General features: G+C 57.2%; 15 protein-coding genes. 7 read left to right on the forward strand and 8 right to left on the reverse strand.

Annotated features, from left to right (window positions below):
- Nucleotides 1-6: 6 nt before the first annotated feature.
- From Q0778_RS09995 to Q0778_RS10010, 4 genes are all read left to right on the forward strand, one after another.
- Nucleotides 7-3507 carry an efflux RND transporter permease subunit gene (locus tag Q0778_RS09995; RefSeq protein ID WP_298306292.1) on the forward strand — a complete coding sequence of 1167 codons (3501 nt, stop codon included), beginning with the start codon at nt 7-9 and terminating at the stop codon, nt 3505-3507.
- Nucleotides 3508-3583: 76 nt separating this feature from the next.
- On the forward strand, nt 3584-4876 hold the full coding sequence (locus Q0778_RS10000) for a DUF445 domain-containing protein (RefSeq protein WP_298335790.1): 1293 nt from the start codon (nt 3584-3586) through the stop codon (nt 4874-4876).
- A gap of 102 nt (nt 4877-4978) precedes the next feature.
- On the forward strand, nt 4979-5620 hold the full coding sequence (locus tag Q0778_RS10005; RefSeq protein WP_298335792.1) for a DUF433 domain-containing protein: 642 nt from the start codon (nt 4979-4981) through the stop codon (nt 5618-5620).
- A gap of 14 nt (nt 5621-5634) precedes the next feature.
- Nucleotides 5635-6018, forward strand: coding sequence for a DUF5615 family PIN-like protein (locus Q0778_RS10010; protein WP_298336160.1), 384 nt, complete (start codon nt 5635-5637; stop codon nt 6016-6018).
- 78 nt (nt 6019-6096) lie between these two features.
- Here Q0778_RS10010 and Q0778_RS10015 read toward each other — a convergent pair whose 3' ends face one another.
- Nucleotides 6097-7029, reverse strand: coding sequence for an electron transfer flavoprotein subunit alpha/FixB family protein (locus Q0778_RS10015; protein WP_298306286.1), 933 nt, complete (start codon nt 7027-7029; stop codon nt 6097-6099).
- 32 nt (nt 7030-7061) lie between these two features.
- On the reverse strand, nt 7062-7808 hold the full coding sequence (locus Q0778_RS10020) for an electron transfer flavoprotein subunit beta/FixA family protein (RefSeq protein ID WP_298335794.1): 747 nt from the start codon (nt 7806-7808) through the stop codon (nt 7062-7064).
- A 265-nt stretch (nt 7809-8073) separates the two neighbouring features.
- On the opposite strand from Q0778_RS10020, the gene Q0778_RS10025 reads away from it, so the two are divergent.
- On the forward strand, nt 8074-8595 hold the full coding sequence (locus tag Q0778_RS10025; protein ID WP_298335796.1) for a DUF6265 family protein: 522 nt from the start codon (nt 8074-8076) through the stop codon (nt 8593-8595).
- On the opposite strand, the gene Q0778_RS10030 is transcribed toward Q0778_RS10025, so the two are convergent.
- Both Q0778_RS10030 and sucC read right to left on the reverse strand, forming a co-directional pair.
- Nucleotides 8592-8969 (reverse strand): GFA family protein, encoded by a 378-nt coding sequence (locus Q0778_RS10030; RefSeq protein WP_298336162.1) that lies wholly within the window; start codon nt 8967-8969, stop codon nt 8592-8594. The two genes, Q0778_RS10025 and Q0778_RS10030, sit on opposite strands and share 4 nt — an antisense overlap.
- An 81-nt stretch (nt 8970-9050) precedes the next feature.
- Nucleotides 9051-10265 carry an ADP-forming succinate--CoA ligase subunit beta gene (gene sucC, locus Q0778_RS10035; protein ID WP_298335798.1) on the reverse strand — a complete coding sequence of 405 codons (1215 nt, stop codon included), beginning with the start codon at nt 10263-10265 and terminating at the stop codon, nt 9051-9053.
- 128 nt (nt 10266-10393) lie between these two features.
- On the opposite strand from sucC, the gene Q0778_RS10040 reads away from it, so the two are divergent.
- Complete coding sequence (locus Q0778_RS10040; RefSeq protein WP_298306274.1) at nt 10394-11179, forward strand: 3'(2'),5'-bisphosphate nucleotidase CysQ; 786 nt, start codon at nt 10394-10396, stop codon at nt 11177-11179.
- 46 nt (nt 11180-11225) lie between these two features.
- Here Q0778_RS10040 and Q0778_RS10045 read toward each other — a convergent pair whose 3' ends face one another.
- Nucleotides 11226-11921 carry an OmpA family protein gene (locus Q0778_RS10045; RefSeq protein ID WP_298335800.1) on the reverse strand — a complete coding sequence of 232 codons (696 nt, stop codon included), beginning with the start codon at nt 11919-11921 and terminating at the stop codon, nt 11226-11228.
- 205 nt (nt 11922-12126) lie between these two features.
- On the opposite strand from Q0778_RS10045, the gene Q0778_RS10050 reads away from it, so the two are divergent.
- On the forward strand, nt 12127-13428 hold the full coding sequence (locus Q0778_RS10050) for a hemolysin family protein (protein WP_298335804.1): 1302 nt from the start codon (nt 12127-12129) through the stop codon (nt 13426-13428).
- 36 nt (nt 13429-13464) lie between these two features.
- Here the strand turns inward: Q0778_RS10050 and Q0778_RS10055 are convergent, their stop codons facing one another.
- From Q0778_RS10055 to ileS, 3 genes are read right to left on the reverse strand one after another with little or no spacing between them, the layout of a single operon-like run.
- Nucleotides 13465-13875, reverse strand: coding sequence for a DUF3035 domain-containing protein (locus Q0778_RS10055; protein ID WP_298306264.1), 411 nt, complete (start codon nt 13873-13875; stop codon nt 13465-13467).
- Entirely contained in the window at nt 13875-14417 is a 543-nt protein-coding gene (gene lspA, locus Q0778_RS10060) for a signal peptidase II (protein WP_298306261.1), read from the reverse strand. The genes Q0778_RS10055 and lspA overlap by 1 nt, the downstream gene beginning before the upstream one ends.
- Nucleotides 14414-17464 (reverse strand): isoleucine--tRNA ligase, encoded by a 3051-nt coding sequence (ileS, locus tag Q0778_RS10065; protein ID WP_298335806.1) that lies wholly within the window; start codon nt 17462-17464, stop codon nt 14414-14416. The genes lspA and ileS overlap by 4 nt, the downstream gene beginning before the upstream one ends.
- Nucleotides 17465-17469: the final 5 nt, after the last annotated feature.

A 17469-nucleotide genomic window follows, 5' to 3' on the forward strand; every position in this document is an offset into this window, starting at 1 on the left:
AAACTCATGAACTTCCGTAATCTTTCAGCCTGGTCGATCCGCAACCCGGTGATCCCTCTCGTCCTTTTCACCGCCGTGCTGTTTGCCGGGCTGGTGAGTTTCACTCGCATGGACATCACCAATAACCCGGATGTCGAATTTCCTGCGGTCACTGTTGGCATTTCCCAGCCCGGCGCCGCGCCAAGCGAGATTGAAAACCAGATCACTCAGCAGGTCGAAAGCGCAGTGCGTTCGATCAATGGAGTGAAGCAAATCTCTTCCACGGCGAGTGAGGGCTTTTCCAACACCTTTGTGGAATTTGAGGTTGGCACCGACGCGAATATCGTCGTCGCAGAGGTCAAGAACGCCGTAGACCGCATCCGAGGCAGCCTGCCGGACGGAATTCAGGAGCCTCGTGTAAACAAGATTGAGGCGGCTGGCGGTTTCCTTGGCATTTATGCCGTGCAGGCAAGTGACCTTACTATTGAACAACTAAGCTGGTTCATTGACGACACTGTCTCGAAGCAGTTGCTCGATATTACCGGCATGGCCGAAGCGGGCCGATTTGGTGGTGTAGACCGCGCAATCGAAGTGATCCTTGATCCTGCAAAGATGCAAGCGTTTGGCGTAACTGCTTCGCAGATCAATAACGTCCTGCGTCAATCGAACGTCGACGCGGCGGGTGGTCTCGCCGAAGTCGGCGGCACGCGCCAATCGCTCAGGGTCCTGGGCAATAACGACACCGCTTATGAGCTTTCTCAGCGCCAGCTCCAATTGGGCGGCGGTCGCACGGTTCGCCTCGCAGACGTGGCGACGGTTCGCGATGGCTTTTCGGAGCGCACCTCGATCAGCGAAGTGCGCGACAAGGAGGTCGTCAATTTCTTCATGAGCCGTGCTAAAGGCGCTTCAGATGTCACCGTTTTTGAGCAAGCCCAAGCCAAAATCGCGGAGATTCAGGCGGCAAATCCTGACCTAGAATTCATTCCGCTCTTCAACACGGTGAAATATACCAAGAGTCAATATGCAAGCTCGATGCAGGCCCTGATCGAGGGCGCTGTGCTTGCGGTTGTCGTGGTGTTCTTGTTCTTGCGTGACTGGCGCGCGACATTCATCAGCGCGGTCGCCATTCCACTGTCCGCTATCCCAACATTCTTCTTCATGGACCTGCTTGGGTTCAATCTGAACTTCCTGTCTTTGCTCGCGCTTGGTCTCGTGGCTGGAGTGTTGGTCGATGACGCGATCGTGGAGATCGAGAACATCGTCAGGCACATGCGAATGGGCAAGACCGCCTATCAGGCCAGTATTGATGCCGCCGATGAGATCGGACTGCCCGTGGTGGCGACCAGCTTCTGTATTGTTGCAGTCTTCCTACCAGTGGGTCTGATGCCCGGTATTTCGGGACAGTTCTTCCAGAACTTTGGCCTCACTGTCGTGGTTGCGGTGCTTATGTCGCTCGCAGTTGCGCGGATGATCACCCCACTGATGGCGGCTTACTTCCTTTCCGCAAAGGGTCACGCGGACCATGGCGGCGGCAAGTGGATGGAGTGGTATCTTCGCATCCTCGAATGGACGCTCAGCACTGAAACCATGAACCGCTTGCGTGAAGGAGTTGAGGGGCCACGCTCACGTTGGCTTTACACGCTTGGGCTGCTTGTCACCTCAATTCTAATGTTGGCTGTGCCCGCATTTGTTGTCTTCGCGCTTTGGGGCGTGGTCGGCGAAGTCGGTCTTCACGGCAAGATCGCAGGCCTAGTTTCAAGCGACCAATATGGCTTTGTATTCAAGACCGTTGCCAAGATCTTTGAGGTTGTACAGTTGCTGTGTGTGACCTTCATTGGAGGGATTGCGACGTGGCTTACGCTCAAGTTTCTCGAGCTGTTTGCAGGTTTTGGATCACGCTTCCGCGAGTCCATGCGCTATCTCACCGCGCGCTTCCATGACCATCGCGTGTGGATGCTTGGAATGGGCTGGATGTCACTCTTGGTGACCTTGGTGCTATTTGGCTCGGTCCCTGGCCAGTTCCAACCCGACATTAACGATTCGAATGCCGAAATTGCCGTTGAAATGGTGCCCGGCACCACGCTTGCCGGAACAAAGCGAGTGGTCGATCAGGTGGCTGACGTCCTCTACGCGGAGCAAGAAGTTGAAGTTGTGCTTGAGCGCATTCGTATTGGCGAAGCGACCATGTACATCACCTTGAAAGAGGATCGCGAGCGGTCTTCGATCGTCTTTCAGCGTGAAATGACACCCATCCTCAACCAAATTCCCGACGCACGCATCCGCTTTGTCGCCGAAAACTTCGGTGGTGGCGGGTCAGGGCGTGACTTGACGGTAATGCTCGCCGGCTCTGATCCCGTGCTGCTCAATGAGACCGCGACCCAAGTCATCGAAGAGATGAAAGGGCTCAACTCGATTGTCGCTCCCCGCATCGGAGCTGATCTGCGTCGACCTGAGATCATCATAACTCCCAATGAGCAATTGGCAGCTGAATTAGGCGTCTCGACGCTTGCTCTCAGCCAAGCAATCCGCATCGCGACTCTGGGCGAAATCGAGCAGAATGCCGCCAAATTCTCGCTTTCGGATCGTCAGATCCCGATCGAGGTCAAACTTGGCGAAGATGCTCGTGGCCGCATGACCACGATCCAAAACCTGCCCGTGCAGACGATTGATGGCGGAACGGTTCCGCTGTCTCGTGTGGCTGATATCGAGTTCGGCTCTGGCCCGACTACGATCCAACGCTTCAATCAGAATCGCCGTGTGTTCATCGGTGCTGACCTTGCGAGCGGCGTGCTCAGAGGCAATGCGCAAGAACAGATTGATGCGCTTCCCACTTTGCAAAACCTGCCTCAAGGCGTGATCCGCGATGCGGTTGGCCAAGATGAGATTCAGGAAGAATTGATGGCAAACCTTACGGTTGCGATCATCTCAGGTGTGCTTCTGGTATTTGCCTGCCTTGTGCTTCTCTACAAACGTTTGATGAGTCCACTGGTCAACATGACCTCGCTCGCCCTCGCGCCGCTGGGTGGTATCATGCTGATTTGGCTGGTCGGGATGCCGCAATCTATGCCGGTGTACATCGGTATTCTGCTGCTCCTTGGGATTGTTTCCAAGAACTCGATCCTGCTTATCGACTTTGCAATTGAGGAGATGGAGAAGGGCACAGAAAAGCTCGAAGCCATTATGGAAGCGGGTCATAAGCGGGCTCAGCCGATTGTGATGACGACGGTCGCGATGACCGCTGGAATGATCCCTACCTCGATTTCGCTTACCGGCGACGGCGCTTGGCGCCAGCCAATGGGCATTGTCGTGATTGGCGGCTTGATCCTTTCGACGGTGCTCACATTGCTGATTGTGCCTGCGGGCTTCAGCCTTGCTGACGGCGTTGAGAAGCGCATTGGCCCATGGATGCGCCGCACGCTCCTCACGTACAAGCCCGGCGATGATGTCAGACCGATCGCGCCTGAACAGGTCCCAGGCGGTGCGGTTCCTGCTACGCGGCTACCGCCCGGAGCCGAGCCTGCCGAATAAGGCAGCCATCTTGCCTAGAAGTGCGGTGCCTTGGGTCTTTCCCAATCGCCGTCTTTGGGGCAGATAGCGCGACGTCATGGCAAGTACGGCTCAATCCATACCTTTGAAGTTCGGCGGAGAACCGCTCACGCCTGATCGTGCGCGGCGGATGCGTTGGACGGCGACCGGCCTGCTCGCTGCCATGGGCGTGCTGTTCTTCACAACGCATGGCCTGGTCCCAGCGCACCCTGCATGGGGCTATGTCAATGCCTTTGCCGAAGCGGCGATGGTGGGCGGGCTTGCCGATTGGTTTGCGGTGACCGCTTTGTTCCGCCACCCGCTTGGACTCCCCATCCCGCACACGGCGATCGTGCCTTCGAACAAGGACCGTATCGCCGATACCATGGGGCAATTCCTCAGGGAAAACTTCCTCACACCCGCAGTTGTTGCACGGCGCATGTCGAACATGAATGTCGCGCGGGCGATTGGTGATTTTCTCGCCGTGCAGCCCGATGAGGCGGATGGGGAAACTCGTTCGCGGATCACTGGCGGTGCGGCTGAGCTGCTCGCCGAAGTGCTCGAATCGCTCGATCCAGACAGGCTAGGCAATCAGGTGCGCGCCGGTCTCGGTAATCAATTAGCGAAGATCGATGTATCGCCACTTGCAGGGCGAATGCTTGAGAACACAATGGTGGATCAGCGCCACTTACCGCTCATCAATGGCTTTGTTCGTTGGGCCGGGCTGACGCTTGAGGACAATGAGGAGACCGTACGCAACATCATTCACGACCGCGTGAACGGCGTTTTGCGTTGGGCCGGGCTTGATAAGACCATATCCTCCAACGTGCTCGACGGCCTCTACAAATTGCTTGCCGAGGTGCTGGTTGATCCCGAACACCCCTTGCGCGGCAAGGTTGAGGAAGGGCTGCAGAAACTCGCCTCTGACCTGCGCAATGATCCGGAGACCCGCGAGCGCGTAGAAGAGATGAAGCGCGACCTTCTCGAAAACCCGGCGGTTGCTGAATGGTGGATGGGAGTGTGGGAGCGTATTCGTCAATCGTTGATCCGCCGTGCGCGCGATCCGGAGAGCGAACTTGGAACAGACTTGCGCAACAGCTTGGCGGATCTCGGCGAAGCACTGAAGCAAGATGAGCGTCTCCAGACCCAAATCAACCGTTTCGCCCGCCGCACTGCCGCCGGGATTGCCACCCGCTATGGCACGGAGATTGTGACCCTGGTGTCAGAGACTGTGAAGCGCTGGGACGCAACGACCATTACGGGCCGGATCGAGACGGCAGTGGGGCGTGACCTTCAGTTTATCCGCATCAACGGCACGATTGTCGGCGGCCTTGTCGGCATGACACTGCACTTCATTGTGAGTTTTATGTGAGGGCCGGGCAACGGATACGCATTAAGTGAGTATCCATATTCGCAATCTATCTTGTGAGTTGAAGCGCATCAGCTTACTGAACTTTATCTAAGGGGAACCAACGTGACAATCGACGATTCAGTCGTACTGATGGCGTTCAGCGTGGATCACGCTGCGAGGGTTGCGAAATTGTCCAAATCTCGCTTGACGCGCTGGGATAAACTTGGATTTTTCTCGCCGGAATACTCGGACGAAAGTGATCGTGGTAAACCATATGCGCGAGTCTATTCGTTCAATGATCTTGTCGGTCTCCGAACTCTTGCGCTGCTTACTGACAAATATGGTGTCACACTGAGTGAACTTAAGAAGGTCGCTCCAGAGTTAGAGAAGCGCGCTACAAGACCTTGGTCTGAACTTCAGCTCGCGGTCGTCAAACGTAAAGTAGTCTTTGATCTCGATACAGCACCGCGCGACGGCGATGGACAGCTTATTGGAAGGTTCATCCCCCTCGGTCCAATAGCTGCAGAAGTTGCTGCTGACGCGGGAGACCTTCGTAGTAGAGATTCGACCAAGGTAGGAATGATTGAGCGAACGCCATTCGTGTCGCACAAACGACCTGTGCTGGCAGGCACTCGCATTCCAGCTGCGGCTATCGAGAGCTTCTTGATCGAGGGTTACAGCGATGACGACATTATAGCTGAGTATCCTTCGCTGAACCGCGAGGATATCGGAGCCGTGCGTAATTACATGAAGGTGGCTGCCTGAAAACTACACGCATCCTGACTTTTCTCTCGGACGAATGCGTAAACGAGTCTGCGTGCAGGTTCCTCGAGGGGCGAGGGCACACCGTGTTGCGCGCACGGGAGAAGGTTCCAGAAGGGACGCCCGATCCGATTGTCGCCAAAGTTTCTCAAGATCTAGAAGCGATCCTGCTGACCGACGATACTGACTTTGATAGCTTCGTTGCGAAACGGCAAGATGGGCAAAAGATGCGTTTCCGTAAGCTCAGTCGAATTCGTCTCGGGTGCAAACATTCTCAAATTGTAAATCGGTTGGAGGCCACAATCGAGTTGATCGAATTTGAATATGAGCTCGCTCAAGGTCGAAAAGACAAACGCATAATCATTGATATAAAGCCAACTCTTATCCGTCTGCTTCGTTGAGGGCGCACAAAAAACCTCCGGCAAGTCCGAAGCTTGCCGGAGGTAACTAACGATTTCAGACCCTCGAAAACAGTTGCGTTAAAGCGCTCCGGTCATCTCCGGCACTGCGTTAAACAGGTCTGCGACCAGACCGATGTCAGCGACTTGGAAAATCGGTGCGTCTTCGTCTTTGTTGATCGCGATGATGACTTTGGAGTCCTTCATCCCGGCCAGGTGCTGAATCGCGCCTGAGATGCCGATAGCGATGTAAACTTCTGGTGCCACGATCTTGCCGGTTTGGCCAACTTGGTAATCGTTGGGCACATAGCCAGCGTCAACCGCTGCACGCGATGCACCGATCGCTGCACCCAGCTTGTCAGCCAGCGGGTTGATGACCTGTTCGAAGGTTTCGCTGTCTTTAAGGGCACGTCCGCCAGAAACGATGACCTTAGCAGCAGTCAGTTCTGGACGATCGCCGCCGTCGGCGACTTCGCGGCTTACGAAGGTTGAGATGCCGGCATCGCCTGCGCCGCTTGCGTCTTCAACAGAAGCCGAACCACCTTCGGTTGCCGCCTTTTCAAAGGCGGTGCCGCGAACGGTGATGACGAGTTTTGCGTCCGAGCTTTCTACCGTAGCAATCGCGTTGCCTGCGTAAATCGGACGGGTGAAGGCCTTTGGACCCTCGACCGAGAGAATGTCCGAGATCTGCATCACGTCGAGCATAGCTGCGACGCGCGGTGCAATGTTTTTGCCCGAGGTCGTCGCAGGTGCGAGCAGTGCGTCGTAGTCAGCCATAAGGCCAGCCACCAGCGGAGCAACGTTCTCAGCGAGGCCTTCGCCGTAAGCTGCGTCGTCCGCTTTGAGCACTTTCGAAACGCCAGCGATTTTCGCTGCCGCATCTGCTGCGCCGCCGCAGTTTGAGCCTGCAACCAGAGCGGTTACGTCGCCAAGCTTGGCAGCGGCAGTGACCACTGCGAGTGTCGCATCGTTGACGGATGCATTGTCGTGTTCGACCAGAACCAGAGTGTTCATATCTGTTTGTCCTTTTCCTTTAGCCGGGCCGCTTAAGCGATCCCCAGCTCCTTGATCTTGGCGACTAGAGCGGCGACGTCCTCGACCTTCTCACCCGCTTGGCGAACGGGGGGTTCGGCCACATTGGTGGTGGTGAGGCGCGGCGTGATATCTACACCGAAATCGCCAGGTGCTTTCGTGTCGAGGGGCTTCTTCTTCGCCTTCATGATGTTGGGAAGCGAGGCATAGCGCGGCTCGTTCAAGCGAAGGTCAGTGGTGACAATCGCTGGCATGGTGAGCTTGACCGTTTCAAGGCCGCCATCAATCTCGCGCTTCACACTGACGCTGTCGCCGTCAACTTCGACGGTGTTGGCAAAGGTGCCTTGCGGACGGCCCATAAGAGCAGCGAGCATTTGGCCGGTCTGATTGCTGTCGTCAGAGATCGACTGCTTACCGAGCACCACGAGGCCGGGCTGCTCTTCGTCAGCGATAGCCTTGAGGATCTTGGCGACTGCCAGCGGCTCAACCTCTTCATCCGTTTCAACCAGGATCGCGCGGTCCGCGCCCATGGCAAGGGCTGTACGCAGGGTTTCTTGAGCCTTTGCTGGACCAACCGAAACCGCGATGATCTCTTCTGCCTTGCCTGCTTCCTTGATGCGGATCGCTTCTTCCACCGCGATCTCATCGAAGGGGTTCATGCTCATCTTGACATTGGCGAGGTCAACGCCGGTGCCATCGGCTTTGACCCGCGGCTTGACGTTGTAGTCGATCACCCGCTTGACGGGGACGAGGATTTTCATGGCGGTTCCTTTCCCATTGCGCAGCCCGCAGACAATTGCGGGAGCGAATAAACTTGTGCCGGCGCCCTAGCTTGCGTTTACGTAAACGTCAACCTTGGAGAGCAGCTCTCATAGGGGACCAGCAAATGGCTTGCATTGGTCCAGCCCACTCGTCAATTCATTCTGTCATTTATGGCTAATTCCCGCAGAAAACGAACAAAATCTGGACTCACGTCGCTGCCGTGATTGCGCTGTGCTATATGGAGTTGGGTTGGGAGGAATTGGAATGATCCGGCGTCTTGTAAATTTTGCTGCAGCGCTTGTTTTGGGCGCAAGTTGTGCGCTTCCCTTGGCCGCACAAGAAACACGGATGGCCGAGGCTGGTGCCGAGCCGCCCACTGCCACCCTGGCCGAAATGGACTGGCTGGTTGGGCAATGGTCGGGCGAAGGAATAGGGCGCGCGCCGGCCATGGAAAGTTGGCTGCCAGCAACAGGCGGAATGATGGTCGGAACCTTCGTCCAGCAGACGGTTGATGGCGGTATCATGTTTACCGAGCACCTCTATCTGATGGAGGAAGAAGGCACGCTGGTGCTCCGCTTGAAGCACTTCAATGCAGACCTTACCGGCTGGGAGGAGAAGGACGATATGCTCAGCTTCCGCCTCGTCGCGATTGAGCCATGCTTGGCATATTTCAACGCGCTGACCTTGCGCTGTGCTGATGCGGAGAAACCCGGTGAAGGCTTAGTCGCGGCGGTGCGGATGCAGAGCGGCAACGAGCTGATCTTCAAGTTTGAGGCGATGGACTAGTCGCTCCGCCCGGCAAATGATCTCGCAAGCGCTGGGTAATCTTCCGGCGGTGGAAATCCGGCGTATTGGTGCGCAGAACCAAGAAGCGCCCAATCCTGCGCTTCGTTGGTATACATTTCGACATGTGGCCGTCCGCGGGGAGGGTCATCGAGCAGTGTGAGGCGGACATTCACAACCGGCGTCTCCCCCGGCGGGACCGTGTAGATCCAACTCTTACAACTGTCGCAATACCAATGCTCTACCTCGCCGCGCAGCGCACCGATGACGGGTTGCCCCGCCGTCAGTTCAAATGCTTCACGAGCGAAAACGCCGCTCACCGAATATGCACTTGAGGTAAGCCGCTGACAGCCTCTGCAGTGGCAGGCCAGCGTCATCAATGGAGGGCTTGAAATCGAGAAAGTGACGCTGCCGCAACGGCAGCGCCCCGTTTCGATAGATTTCTTGCCTACGTCCAATCAGGCCGCCTTTTTCACTTCGGCGACAATCTTCTTCGCTGCGTCACCAAGATCATCGGCCGGCACAATCGCGAGGCCGGAGTTTGCGAGGATTTCCTTGCCTGCCTCAACATTGGTGCCTTCAAGACGGACGACCAGCGGCACCTGAAGGTTCACGTCTTTCGCCGCCTGCACAACCCCGTTGGCGATGATGTCGCATTTCATAATGCCGCCAAAGATGTTGACGAGGATGCCTTCGACCGCAGGGTCTTTGAGGATGATCTTGAACGCCGCAGTCACTTTCTCAGTGGTCGCGCCGCCGCCTACGTCGAGGAAGTTGGCTGGGAATGCGCCGTTCAGCTTGATGATATCCATCGTCGCCATCGCAAGGCCAGCGCCGTTCACCATGCAGCCGATGTTTCCATCAAGCTTGATGTAGGCAAGATCGTATTCGGACGCTTCGACTTCTGCCGGGTCTTCCTCAGTCTCGTCGCGCATCTCTTCGATCGCCGGGTGACGATAGAGCGCGTTGGAATCAAAGCTCATTTTCGTGTCGAGCACGAGGAGAGAAGCGTTGCCATCCGCGTCGGGCTTGGTTTCAACCAGCGGGTTGATCTCCAGCATATCGCAATCGCTTGCGGTGAATGCGCCGTAGAGTTGCTTGGCGAGTTTCTGACATTGCTTGTTGAGGTCGCCGGTAAGGCCAAGCGCAAAGGCAACTGAGCGCGCGTGGTGCGGCATAAAGCCTTGTGCAGGATCAATCGTGATCGTGGTGATCTTTTCAGGCGTTTCATGGGCCACATCTTCAATGTCCATCCCGCCTTCGGTCGATGCAACCATGGCGACGCGGCCCGTCGCGCGGTCCACCAGCATAGCAAGGTAATACTCGCTCTCAATGTCGACACCATCGGTCACATAGAGGCGATTGACCTGCTTGCCTTCAGCGCCGGTCTGGATCGTCACCAGTGTATTCCCGAGCATTTCCTTGGCGTGCGATTCCACTTCATCAAGCGAGAAGGCGAGGCGTACGCCGCCCTTGGCGTCTTCCGGAAGTTCCTTGAACTTGCCTTTGCCCCGGCCCCCTGCGTGAATCTGTGCTTTCACCACATAAAGCGGCCCTGGCAGCTGCTTCGCGCCTTCGACGGCTTCTGCGACTGTCAGCGCAGCGTGGCCATCAGGAACCGCGATCCCGTGTTCTTTAAGCAGTTCTTTGGCCTGATATTCGTGGACATTCATGAGAGGATGATCCCTTTTGGTATTGTTCCGTCGAGAAAAGCTGTTCGCAGCGCGCCTAAGCACGGATTGGAGCCCTTGAAAAGTGTCCAAAGGTCGCACACGAGAGTTGGACCTAAGAAAGCCGCTCAATGATCGACCAAAACCAGTTTCAAGAGATCGTCCGCGAAGCGGGGCGGATGGCCTATGCGCGCTGGCCCGGGGCTGGGCACGCGCTTGAGTCGTGGGAGAAAAAACCGGGTGACCCGGTGAGCGAAGCTGACCTTGCGGTCGATAACTTCTTGCGCCGAGAGCTTGGGCGGTTGTTGCCAGCTGCGGCGTGGCTTTCGGAGGAATCGACCGATGACCATGTCCGCGTTGGTCAGGATCTCATCTGGCTCGTTGATCCGATTGATGGCACGCGCGATTTTGTGCGTGGTCGCAACGGTTGGTCGATTTCGGTCGCTCTGGTTAGCGCGGGCAAGCCGCTTATCGGAATGCTAAGCGCCCCGGCGCGCGCGGAGGAGTGGATTTCGGTGGCCGGACGTGGTGCCACCCTTAATGGCGAGCCGCTCAAAGCCAGCACTCGCCAAGAGCTTTCTGGTGCGCGCGTACCGGTGGATCAGCTTCCGCCAGCAGATTCCGACCTTGTCGCGGTTGAAAAGCCCAACTCGATTGCGCTGAGAATCGCGATGGTTGCCGATGACAGAGCCGACTTGGTGGCGACCCTGCGCTGGGGCTTTGAATGGGATATCGCTGCCGCCACCCTCATAGCCCGTGAGGCAGGCGCACGTGTGACGGACGCGTTTGGTAAACCGCTCGCTTACAATAAGCGCGATCCGCGCGATTTTGGGGTGTTGGTGAGCTCGCCAGAGATTCATTCTGAAGCTGTGGCTCGCATTGCTGAGCGTGCTGAGTCGCTCAGAAAGAACAAGTGACAGAGGTTTTCTGAGGGCTGCACAAAAGCGCAGCCCTCAAAAAATGCTATTGTGCGCGTGCCTCTTCAACTTGTTCCTGGCTGATCGGGATGATCTTGATCTCTACTCGGCGATTCAAGGGCTCATCCACGCCATCTGCCGTTTTCACGCGCAGGAAGTCATAGCTTTCGCCATAACCGCGTGTGGCAAACCGGCTGCGTGCTACACCGCGGCTTGCAAGATAATCCGCCACAGCTTGAGCCCGTTGTTCGGACAGCCGTTGATTGAGCGCATCAGAACCAGTGGTGTCGGTATAGCCGTACACATCGATAAGGCTGTTCGGATACTGGATAAGGCTTTCCGAAATGGAATTCAGCGAATCGTAGAAGCCGGGATTGATGTCTGCCGAACCACGCGCGAAAGTCACGCCATCGGGCAGGCGCACAAGGATGGCATCCTGGTCGCCCACTTCCTCGACATCTACGCCAGTGCCTTCAAGCTCTTCATCAAGCTCGCGAATTTGGTCGTCAAACTGCTTCCCGATTATAGCGCCGGCCGATCCGCCAATCCCCGCGCCAATAATTCGCCCGGTTCCGCCACCGATTGCGCCGCCGAGCACCGTGCCAAGCAAACCGCCCGCCACCGCGCCAATCGCGGTCCGTGAGGCCTTTTTCTCGCCCGTATTCGGGTCCGTCACACATGCACTTGTGCCAAGCAAGGCAATCGCGGCGGTGCTCGAGAGCATTATCCGTGAAACTTTCATACCGTCCTCCCATCGTGGTTCGAAACGCAGTATACGCTCGCAGAGGGGAAGCGCCAGCCGTGCGTTTCGGGAATTTACAATGCTGATCGCATCTTAGCCTCGACATGGCTCTGTTGGAATTGCGACAGGCTGAACAACGGCGCCTTCCTGCGGTGCGTCAAAGCGAGGACTGGCAAGCGTCAAAAATTGTGCTAGCGATTGCGGTGTGACACCGTTTCCTTGGACCGAACTCTTCATCATCGTTGGGCTGATCTTGCTCAATGGCGTCTTTGCTATGTCTGAGCTTGCGATTGTTTCTGCCAAGACGAGCAGGCTCAATGCCAAGGCTGAGGGCGGATCGGCATCGGCTCACACTGCTCTGGCTCTGGCTGCTGAGCCGGGCAAGTTTCTCTCGACGGTCCAGATCGGTATAACGCTGATAGCGATCATCACGGGCGCTTACTCCGGGGCGAGCCTTGAGGCCCCGGTTGGTGAGCGGCTCGCCTTGTTGGGCGTCCCCGAAGATATGTCTGGCGAAGTTGCCTTTGTGACGGTGATTGCGCTCACGACATATTTGAGCGTGGTTGTGGGTGAGCTCGTGCCCAAACAGCTGGCATTGAGAGCGGCTGTGCCGGTTGCGCTTGTCATGGCGCGGCCCATGGCCACTTTGGCGGCCATCGCTGCCCCGCTTGTATGGCTGCTTGATCGTTCCTCTGCCGGGATAATTCGTATATTCGGCATCCGATCCAAAGGGCAATCCTCAGTGACGGCTGAAGAGCTTCAGATGATTTTTGCCGATGCGACCCGTTCTGGCGTGATTGAGCATGATCAGCACCAGATCCTGACCGGAGTGGTCCGCTTGGCGGAGCGGCCCGTGCGCGAGATGATGACGCCGCGCACCGAGCTCGATTGGCTTGATGCCGATGCCGATGAAAAACAGATCCACAAGACCCTCAAGGAAAGCCCGCATTCGCTTTTGCCCGTCGCTGAGGGATCGCCCGATAGCATTTTGGGTGTGGTCAAGGTGCGTGAATTGCTGAGCCGGATGGTGACAGGAAGGTCCGTCTCGGTCCGTAATATGATGCACAAGGCTGAGGTCGTTCCCGATCAATTGGACGCCATGGATGCGCTGCGCGTGCTGCAATCGGCTGAGATCGCCATGGCTTTGGTGCACGATGAGTACGGCCATTTTGAAGGGATCGTGACCCCGGTGGATCTGCTAACAGCGATTGCTGGCAATTTCCTGAGTGATCAGGACGCAGGCGATAGCCCGGACATCATCGAGTGCTCGGATGGCTCCCTGCTCATTTCGGGAGCGCTTTCGGCGAACGGTCTGTCTGATCGTTTGGGGCTGGCCTATGGCGAAGATCGCGAGTTTGGCACTGCCGCGGGTTATGCGCTTTATGTGCTCAAGCGGCTCCCGGCGGCTGGTGACAAATTCACCGATCAAGGCTGGGAATTCACCGTAACGGAGATGGACAATCGCCGGATCGACAAAATCCTCGTGCGCAAACTGCAAGAGACTTAGAGTTTTACGCGCCCGGATGGGCGTGCGGAAAACAAGCTATCCAGGTATCACAGTGCTCGCGTTTTGGCCGTCGCCTTCTGGCGCTGCGATAATGTCGCGCGTTACTCGGCCTTTTGCCACCGTGTTGGTCGCTTCATCGCCGATCTGCGAGCGAATGCTCGGCGCAGCCGGTCCTGCGCGGTCAAGCGCACTGGTCTCAATATCGCTGCGTGGAGCTGGCCCGCCAAAGAGAGCGTCGAGCGCCTGCTGTTGCGCCGTTCCATCAGCAGGGCGCGGTGCGCCGGGGGCTGGCGGTGTCAGGGTGAAATCTGGCGGAATCACCAGCGGTGCCTGACGCTGCACTGCAAATTCATCAGGGCGGTCGCGATTAAAAATTCCGCCGCCTCCGCAAGCGGCAAGCATCGCGCTGCCGGACACAAGAAGAATGGCGGTCTTAACGTTACGCATTATGAATTCTCCGCAGGGGCGTTTTCTGGGGCGGTATCCGCGCCCGAATCTTCATCCTTTTCGCGCACGAAGAGGCTGCGCGCAAGGATGATCACAACACCGATGGTGATAGCTGCATCGGCGATATTGAATATAAGAAAGGGTCGAAAGGTGCCGATATGAAGATCGGCATAGTCGATCACATAACCAAAAACATAGCGATCATATATGTTGCCAATCGCGCCCCCAAGGATGAGCGAGAGGCCAAGGATATCGCCCAGGATCTTCTCGCGCATCATCCAGACGAGCACCACGAGAGCGATCAGCGCGGTCATCGCGACCAGCAGCCAGCGCATCTCCATATTGGTCGCCTCTAACATGCCGAGCGAGATGCCGCGATTCTCGGTGTAGGTGAGGTCAAAGAAGGGCACGAGCTCAATATTGCGTACATTGCGCAGGTTCAGGGGCCCGGTCACATACCACTTCACCAATTGGTCGGTGGCTGCGATGAACGCGGCAAAGCCCAAACCGATCAAGCGGTTTCGAGTGAAAAAACTACTCATGCGGCGTCCATCTGCGCAACAGCATCATCGCAGCGACCACACAGATCGCCATCTTCCGCCACATCGGGCAGCAGGCGCCAGCAACGGCCGCATTTGTTGTCGGATGATTTGGTGACGGTCACTTCGTCGCTTTGACCGCGAGTCACTGTCCCGGTGATGAACAATTCCGCGAGTTGTTCGTCGGAAACGCCCCGGGGAACTGCCGAGGCGGGCACGACTACCGTCGCTTCATTGCTGGAACGGATGACTTTCTCACGGCGCAGTGGCTCAATAGCCTCGTTCACGCGCTCTCGAAGGGCGCGCAGTGCGTCCCATTTGGCGCGGTCGGCTGGCACAGTCGGAACGCTCGGCCATTCAAGGAGGTGAACGCTTCCTTCCTGTGCGCCATCCTCGGGATAGCGGGTCTGCCACACTTCCTCGGCGGTAAAGACCAGCACTGGCGCGGCATAACGGACAAGCGCGTGGAACAAGAGGTCCAGCACCGTGCGATAGGCGTTGCGCATGGTTGAATCCGGCCCGTCGCAATAAAGCGTATCCTTGCGAATATCGAAGAAGAAGGCGCTCAAATCTTCATTGCAGAAGTCGACCAGAAGACGCGTGTAGGTGTTGAAGTCGTACTCTTCCGCGGCTTTCCTGAGCTTGCCGTCCAACTCACTCAAAAGCGAGAGGATATAGAGCTCCAGCTCAGGGATTTCGCCCGCATCCGACATATCGCCGACAAAGCCGTCAAGCGCGCCCAGCAAATAGCGGAACGTGTTGCGAAGGCGGCGATATTGGTCGCCCACGCCCTTGAGGATTTCATCGCCAATGCGGTGATCCTCGGTGAAATCGACGCTGAGTGCCCACAGCCGGATAATGTCCGCGCCGGTCTGCTCCATCACCTTTAGCGGGTCGATGGTATTGCCGAGCGATTTCGACATTTTCTTGCCCTTGGCATCCATGGTGAAGCCGTGGGTGAGAACCTGATCGTAAGGCGCGCGGCCCCGCGTTGAGCAACTTTGCAAAAGTGAGGATTGAAACCAACCGCGGTGTTGGTCTGAGCCTTCGAGATAGAGGTTGGCAGGCCATTGCAGGTCCGGCCAGCGATCCGATTCCAGCACAAAGGCATGGGTGCAGCCCGAATCAAACCAGACGTCGAGGATGTCTTTGACCATCTCGAACTCATCAGGATTGTGGGCGTCCCCAAGGAATTCGGCCTTGCGCGCCTCATCCCATGCATCGACGCCTTCTTCTTCAATCGCTGCAACGACGCGCGCGTTGACCTCGGGGTCTTGCAGGTAAGTACCGTCGGGCCGGACGAAGAGCGTGATCGGCACGCCCCATGCGCGTTGGCGTGAGAGCACCCAATCGGGCCGTCCTTCGACCATAGAGCCAAGCCGGTTTTCGCCTTTGGGCGGGATAAATTCGACCCGGTCAATTTCAGACATGGCGCGCGTCCTGAGCGTATCACTCTCACCCGATTGCGCCAGTGAGCCACCAGCTGCTGCCTCGATGTCTTCAAGGCTGGCCGAATGCAGCGAGGAAGGCGCACCTTTGCCGCCCAGCTCTTTGTCCATTGGAACAAACCATTGCGGCGTGCAGCGGTAGATCACCTTGGCTTTGGAGCGCCATGAGTGCGGGTAGGAGTGCGCGTAATCGGCGGAAGCGCTGAGCAGCGCACCTGCTTCGCGGAGGTCCGAGCAGATTGGGCCTTCGGGCGCGTTGAACGGCTTGTTGATCACCGAGCGGCGGCGTTCTTTGCCCTCTTCGTCTGTGTCATCTGCGCCCAGCCACAGCCAATCGTCGCGATAACGGCCATCGTCCATCACCGCGAAAACAGGGTTGATGCCGTTAGCCTTGCACAGGTCGAAGTCGTCCTCGCCGTGATCGGGCGACATATGGACGAGGCCTGTGCCTGAATCGGTGGTGACAAAGTCGCCTTCTAGGAAGGGGCGGGGTTTGGCGAAGAATTTGAGTGCTTTTTCCCATTCTTCGTCACCCCGGCGCAGGCCGGGGTCTAGGGCCTCTTCGGCCACACTTTGCCGCTCTGGATTCCGGCCTTCGCCGGAATGACGGGATTTAAGAAGGTTGTAGATCGGATGGCGGGCTTTGGTTCCGGCTAGTTTGGCACCGATGTAAGACCGATCCAGTTTCCACTTTAGTAGCGCATCACCGCCTTCTGGCATACCCGGTTCGTCAACGAGGGTCAGGCCGGACCGTGAGAGAAAATTGTCGACGAGATCGTGGGCAACAAGGTAGCGCCTCCCATCACTTAGGCTGAGAAGTTCATATGCCACCCTCGCCCCATAGGCCAAAGCCTGGTTTACCGGGATCGTCCAAGGCGTCGTCGTCCAGATCACCGCATGCGCACCGACCAACTCCGGCACCGCGCTCTCGGTGATCTCAAACGCCACATCGATCTGCGGGCTGTCGGTCAGGTCCTCATACTCAACCTCAGCCTCTGCCAGAGCGGTCTTCTCAACCGGCGACCACATGATCGGCTTTGATCCGCGGTAAAGATTGCCGCTCTCCGCAAACTTGCAAAGCTCAGCAACAATTGTCGCCTCAGCCTGAAAATCCATAGTGAGGTATGGGTTGTCCCAATCACCCAAGATGCCAAGGCGCTTCAGCTGCTCGCGCTGGGTGTCGACCCATTTCTGAGCATAGGCGCGGCATTCGGCGCGGAATTCCTTTGCTGGAACCTCGTCCTTGTTCTTCTTCTTCTTGCGATATTGCTCCTCGACCTTCCACTCGATCGGAAGCCCGTGGCAATCCCAGCCGGGCACATAGGGCGCGTCTTTGCCCATGAGGTTCTGCGTGCGGCACACCATGTCCTTGAGGATATGGTTCAGCGCATGGCCGATATGCATATCGCCATTGGCGTAAGGCGGACCATCGTGGAGGATGAACTTCTCGCGCCCAGCGCGCGCCTCGCGCAGTTTGCCGTACAGATCAATCTCGCGCCAGCGCGCCTCAATGCCCGGCTCCTTCTGCGGAAGACCGGCTTTCATCGGGAACGCAGTCTTCGGCAGGAAGACGGTGTCTTTATAATCGCGCTTTTCAGACATAGGCC

This window comes from uncultured Erythrobacter sp., from assembly GCF_947502395.1.
Taxonomy (GTDB): domain Bacteria; phylum Pseudomonadota; class Alphaproteobacteria; order Sphingomonadales; family Sphingomonadaceae; genus Erythrobacter.

Excerpts from the sequence above, each read along its gene's own strand:
- Q0778_RS09995 (WP_298306292.1), top strand. The coding sequence starts at position 7 with ATGAACTTCCGTAATCTTTCAGCCTGGTCGATCCGCAACCCGGTGATC.
- Q0778_RS10000 (WP_298335790.1), top strand. The coding sequence starts at position 3,584 with ATGGCAAGTACGGCTCAATCCATACCTTTGAAGTTCGGCGGAGAACCG.
- Q0778_RS10015 (WP_298306286.1), bottom strand. The coding sequence starts at position 7,029 with ATGAACACTCTGGTTCTGGTCGAACACGACAATGCATCCGTCAACGAT.
- Q0778_RS10020 (WP_298335794.1), bottom strand. The coding sequence starts at position 7,808 with ATGAAAATCCTCGTCCCCGTCAAGCGGGTGATCGACTACAACGTCAAG.
- Q0778_RS10025 (WP_298335796.1), top strand. The coding sequence starts at position 8,074 with ATGATCCGGCGTCTTGTAAATTTTGCTGCAGCGCTTGTTTTGGGCGCA.
- Q0778_RS10030 (WP_298336162.1), bottom strand. The coding sequence starts at position 8,969 with ATGACGCTGGCCTGCCACTGCAGAGGCTGTCAGCGGCTTACCTCAAGT.
- sucC (WP_298335798.1), bottom strand. The coding sequence starts at position 10,265 with ATGAATGTCCACGAATATCAGGCCAAAGAACTGCTTAAAGAACACGGG.
- Q0778_RS10040 (WP_298306274.1), top strand. The coding sequence starts at position 10,394 with ATGATCGACCAAAACCAGTTTCAAGAGATCGTCCGCGAAGCGGGGCGG.
- Q0778_RS10045 (WP_298335800.1), bottom strand. The coding sequence starts at position 11,921 with ATGAAAGTTTCACGGATAATGCTCTCGAGCACCGCCGCGATTGCCTTG.
- Q0778_RS10055 (WP_298306264.1), bottom strand. The coding sequence starts at position 13,875 with ATGCGTAACGTTAAGACCGCCATTCTTCTTGTGTCCGGCAGCGCGATG.
- lspA (WP_298306261.1), bottom strand. The coding sequence starts at position 14,417 with ATGAGTAGTTTTTTCACTCGAAACCGCTTGATCGGTTTGGGCTTTGCC.
- ileS (WP_298335806.1), bottom strand. The coding sequence starts at position 17,464 with ATGTCTGAAAAGCGCGATTATAAAGACACCGTCTTCCTGCCGAAGACT.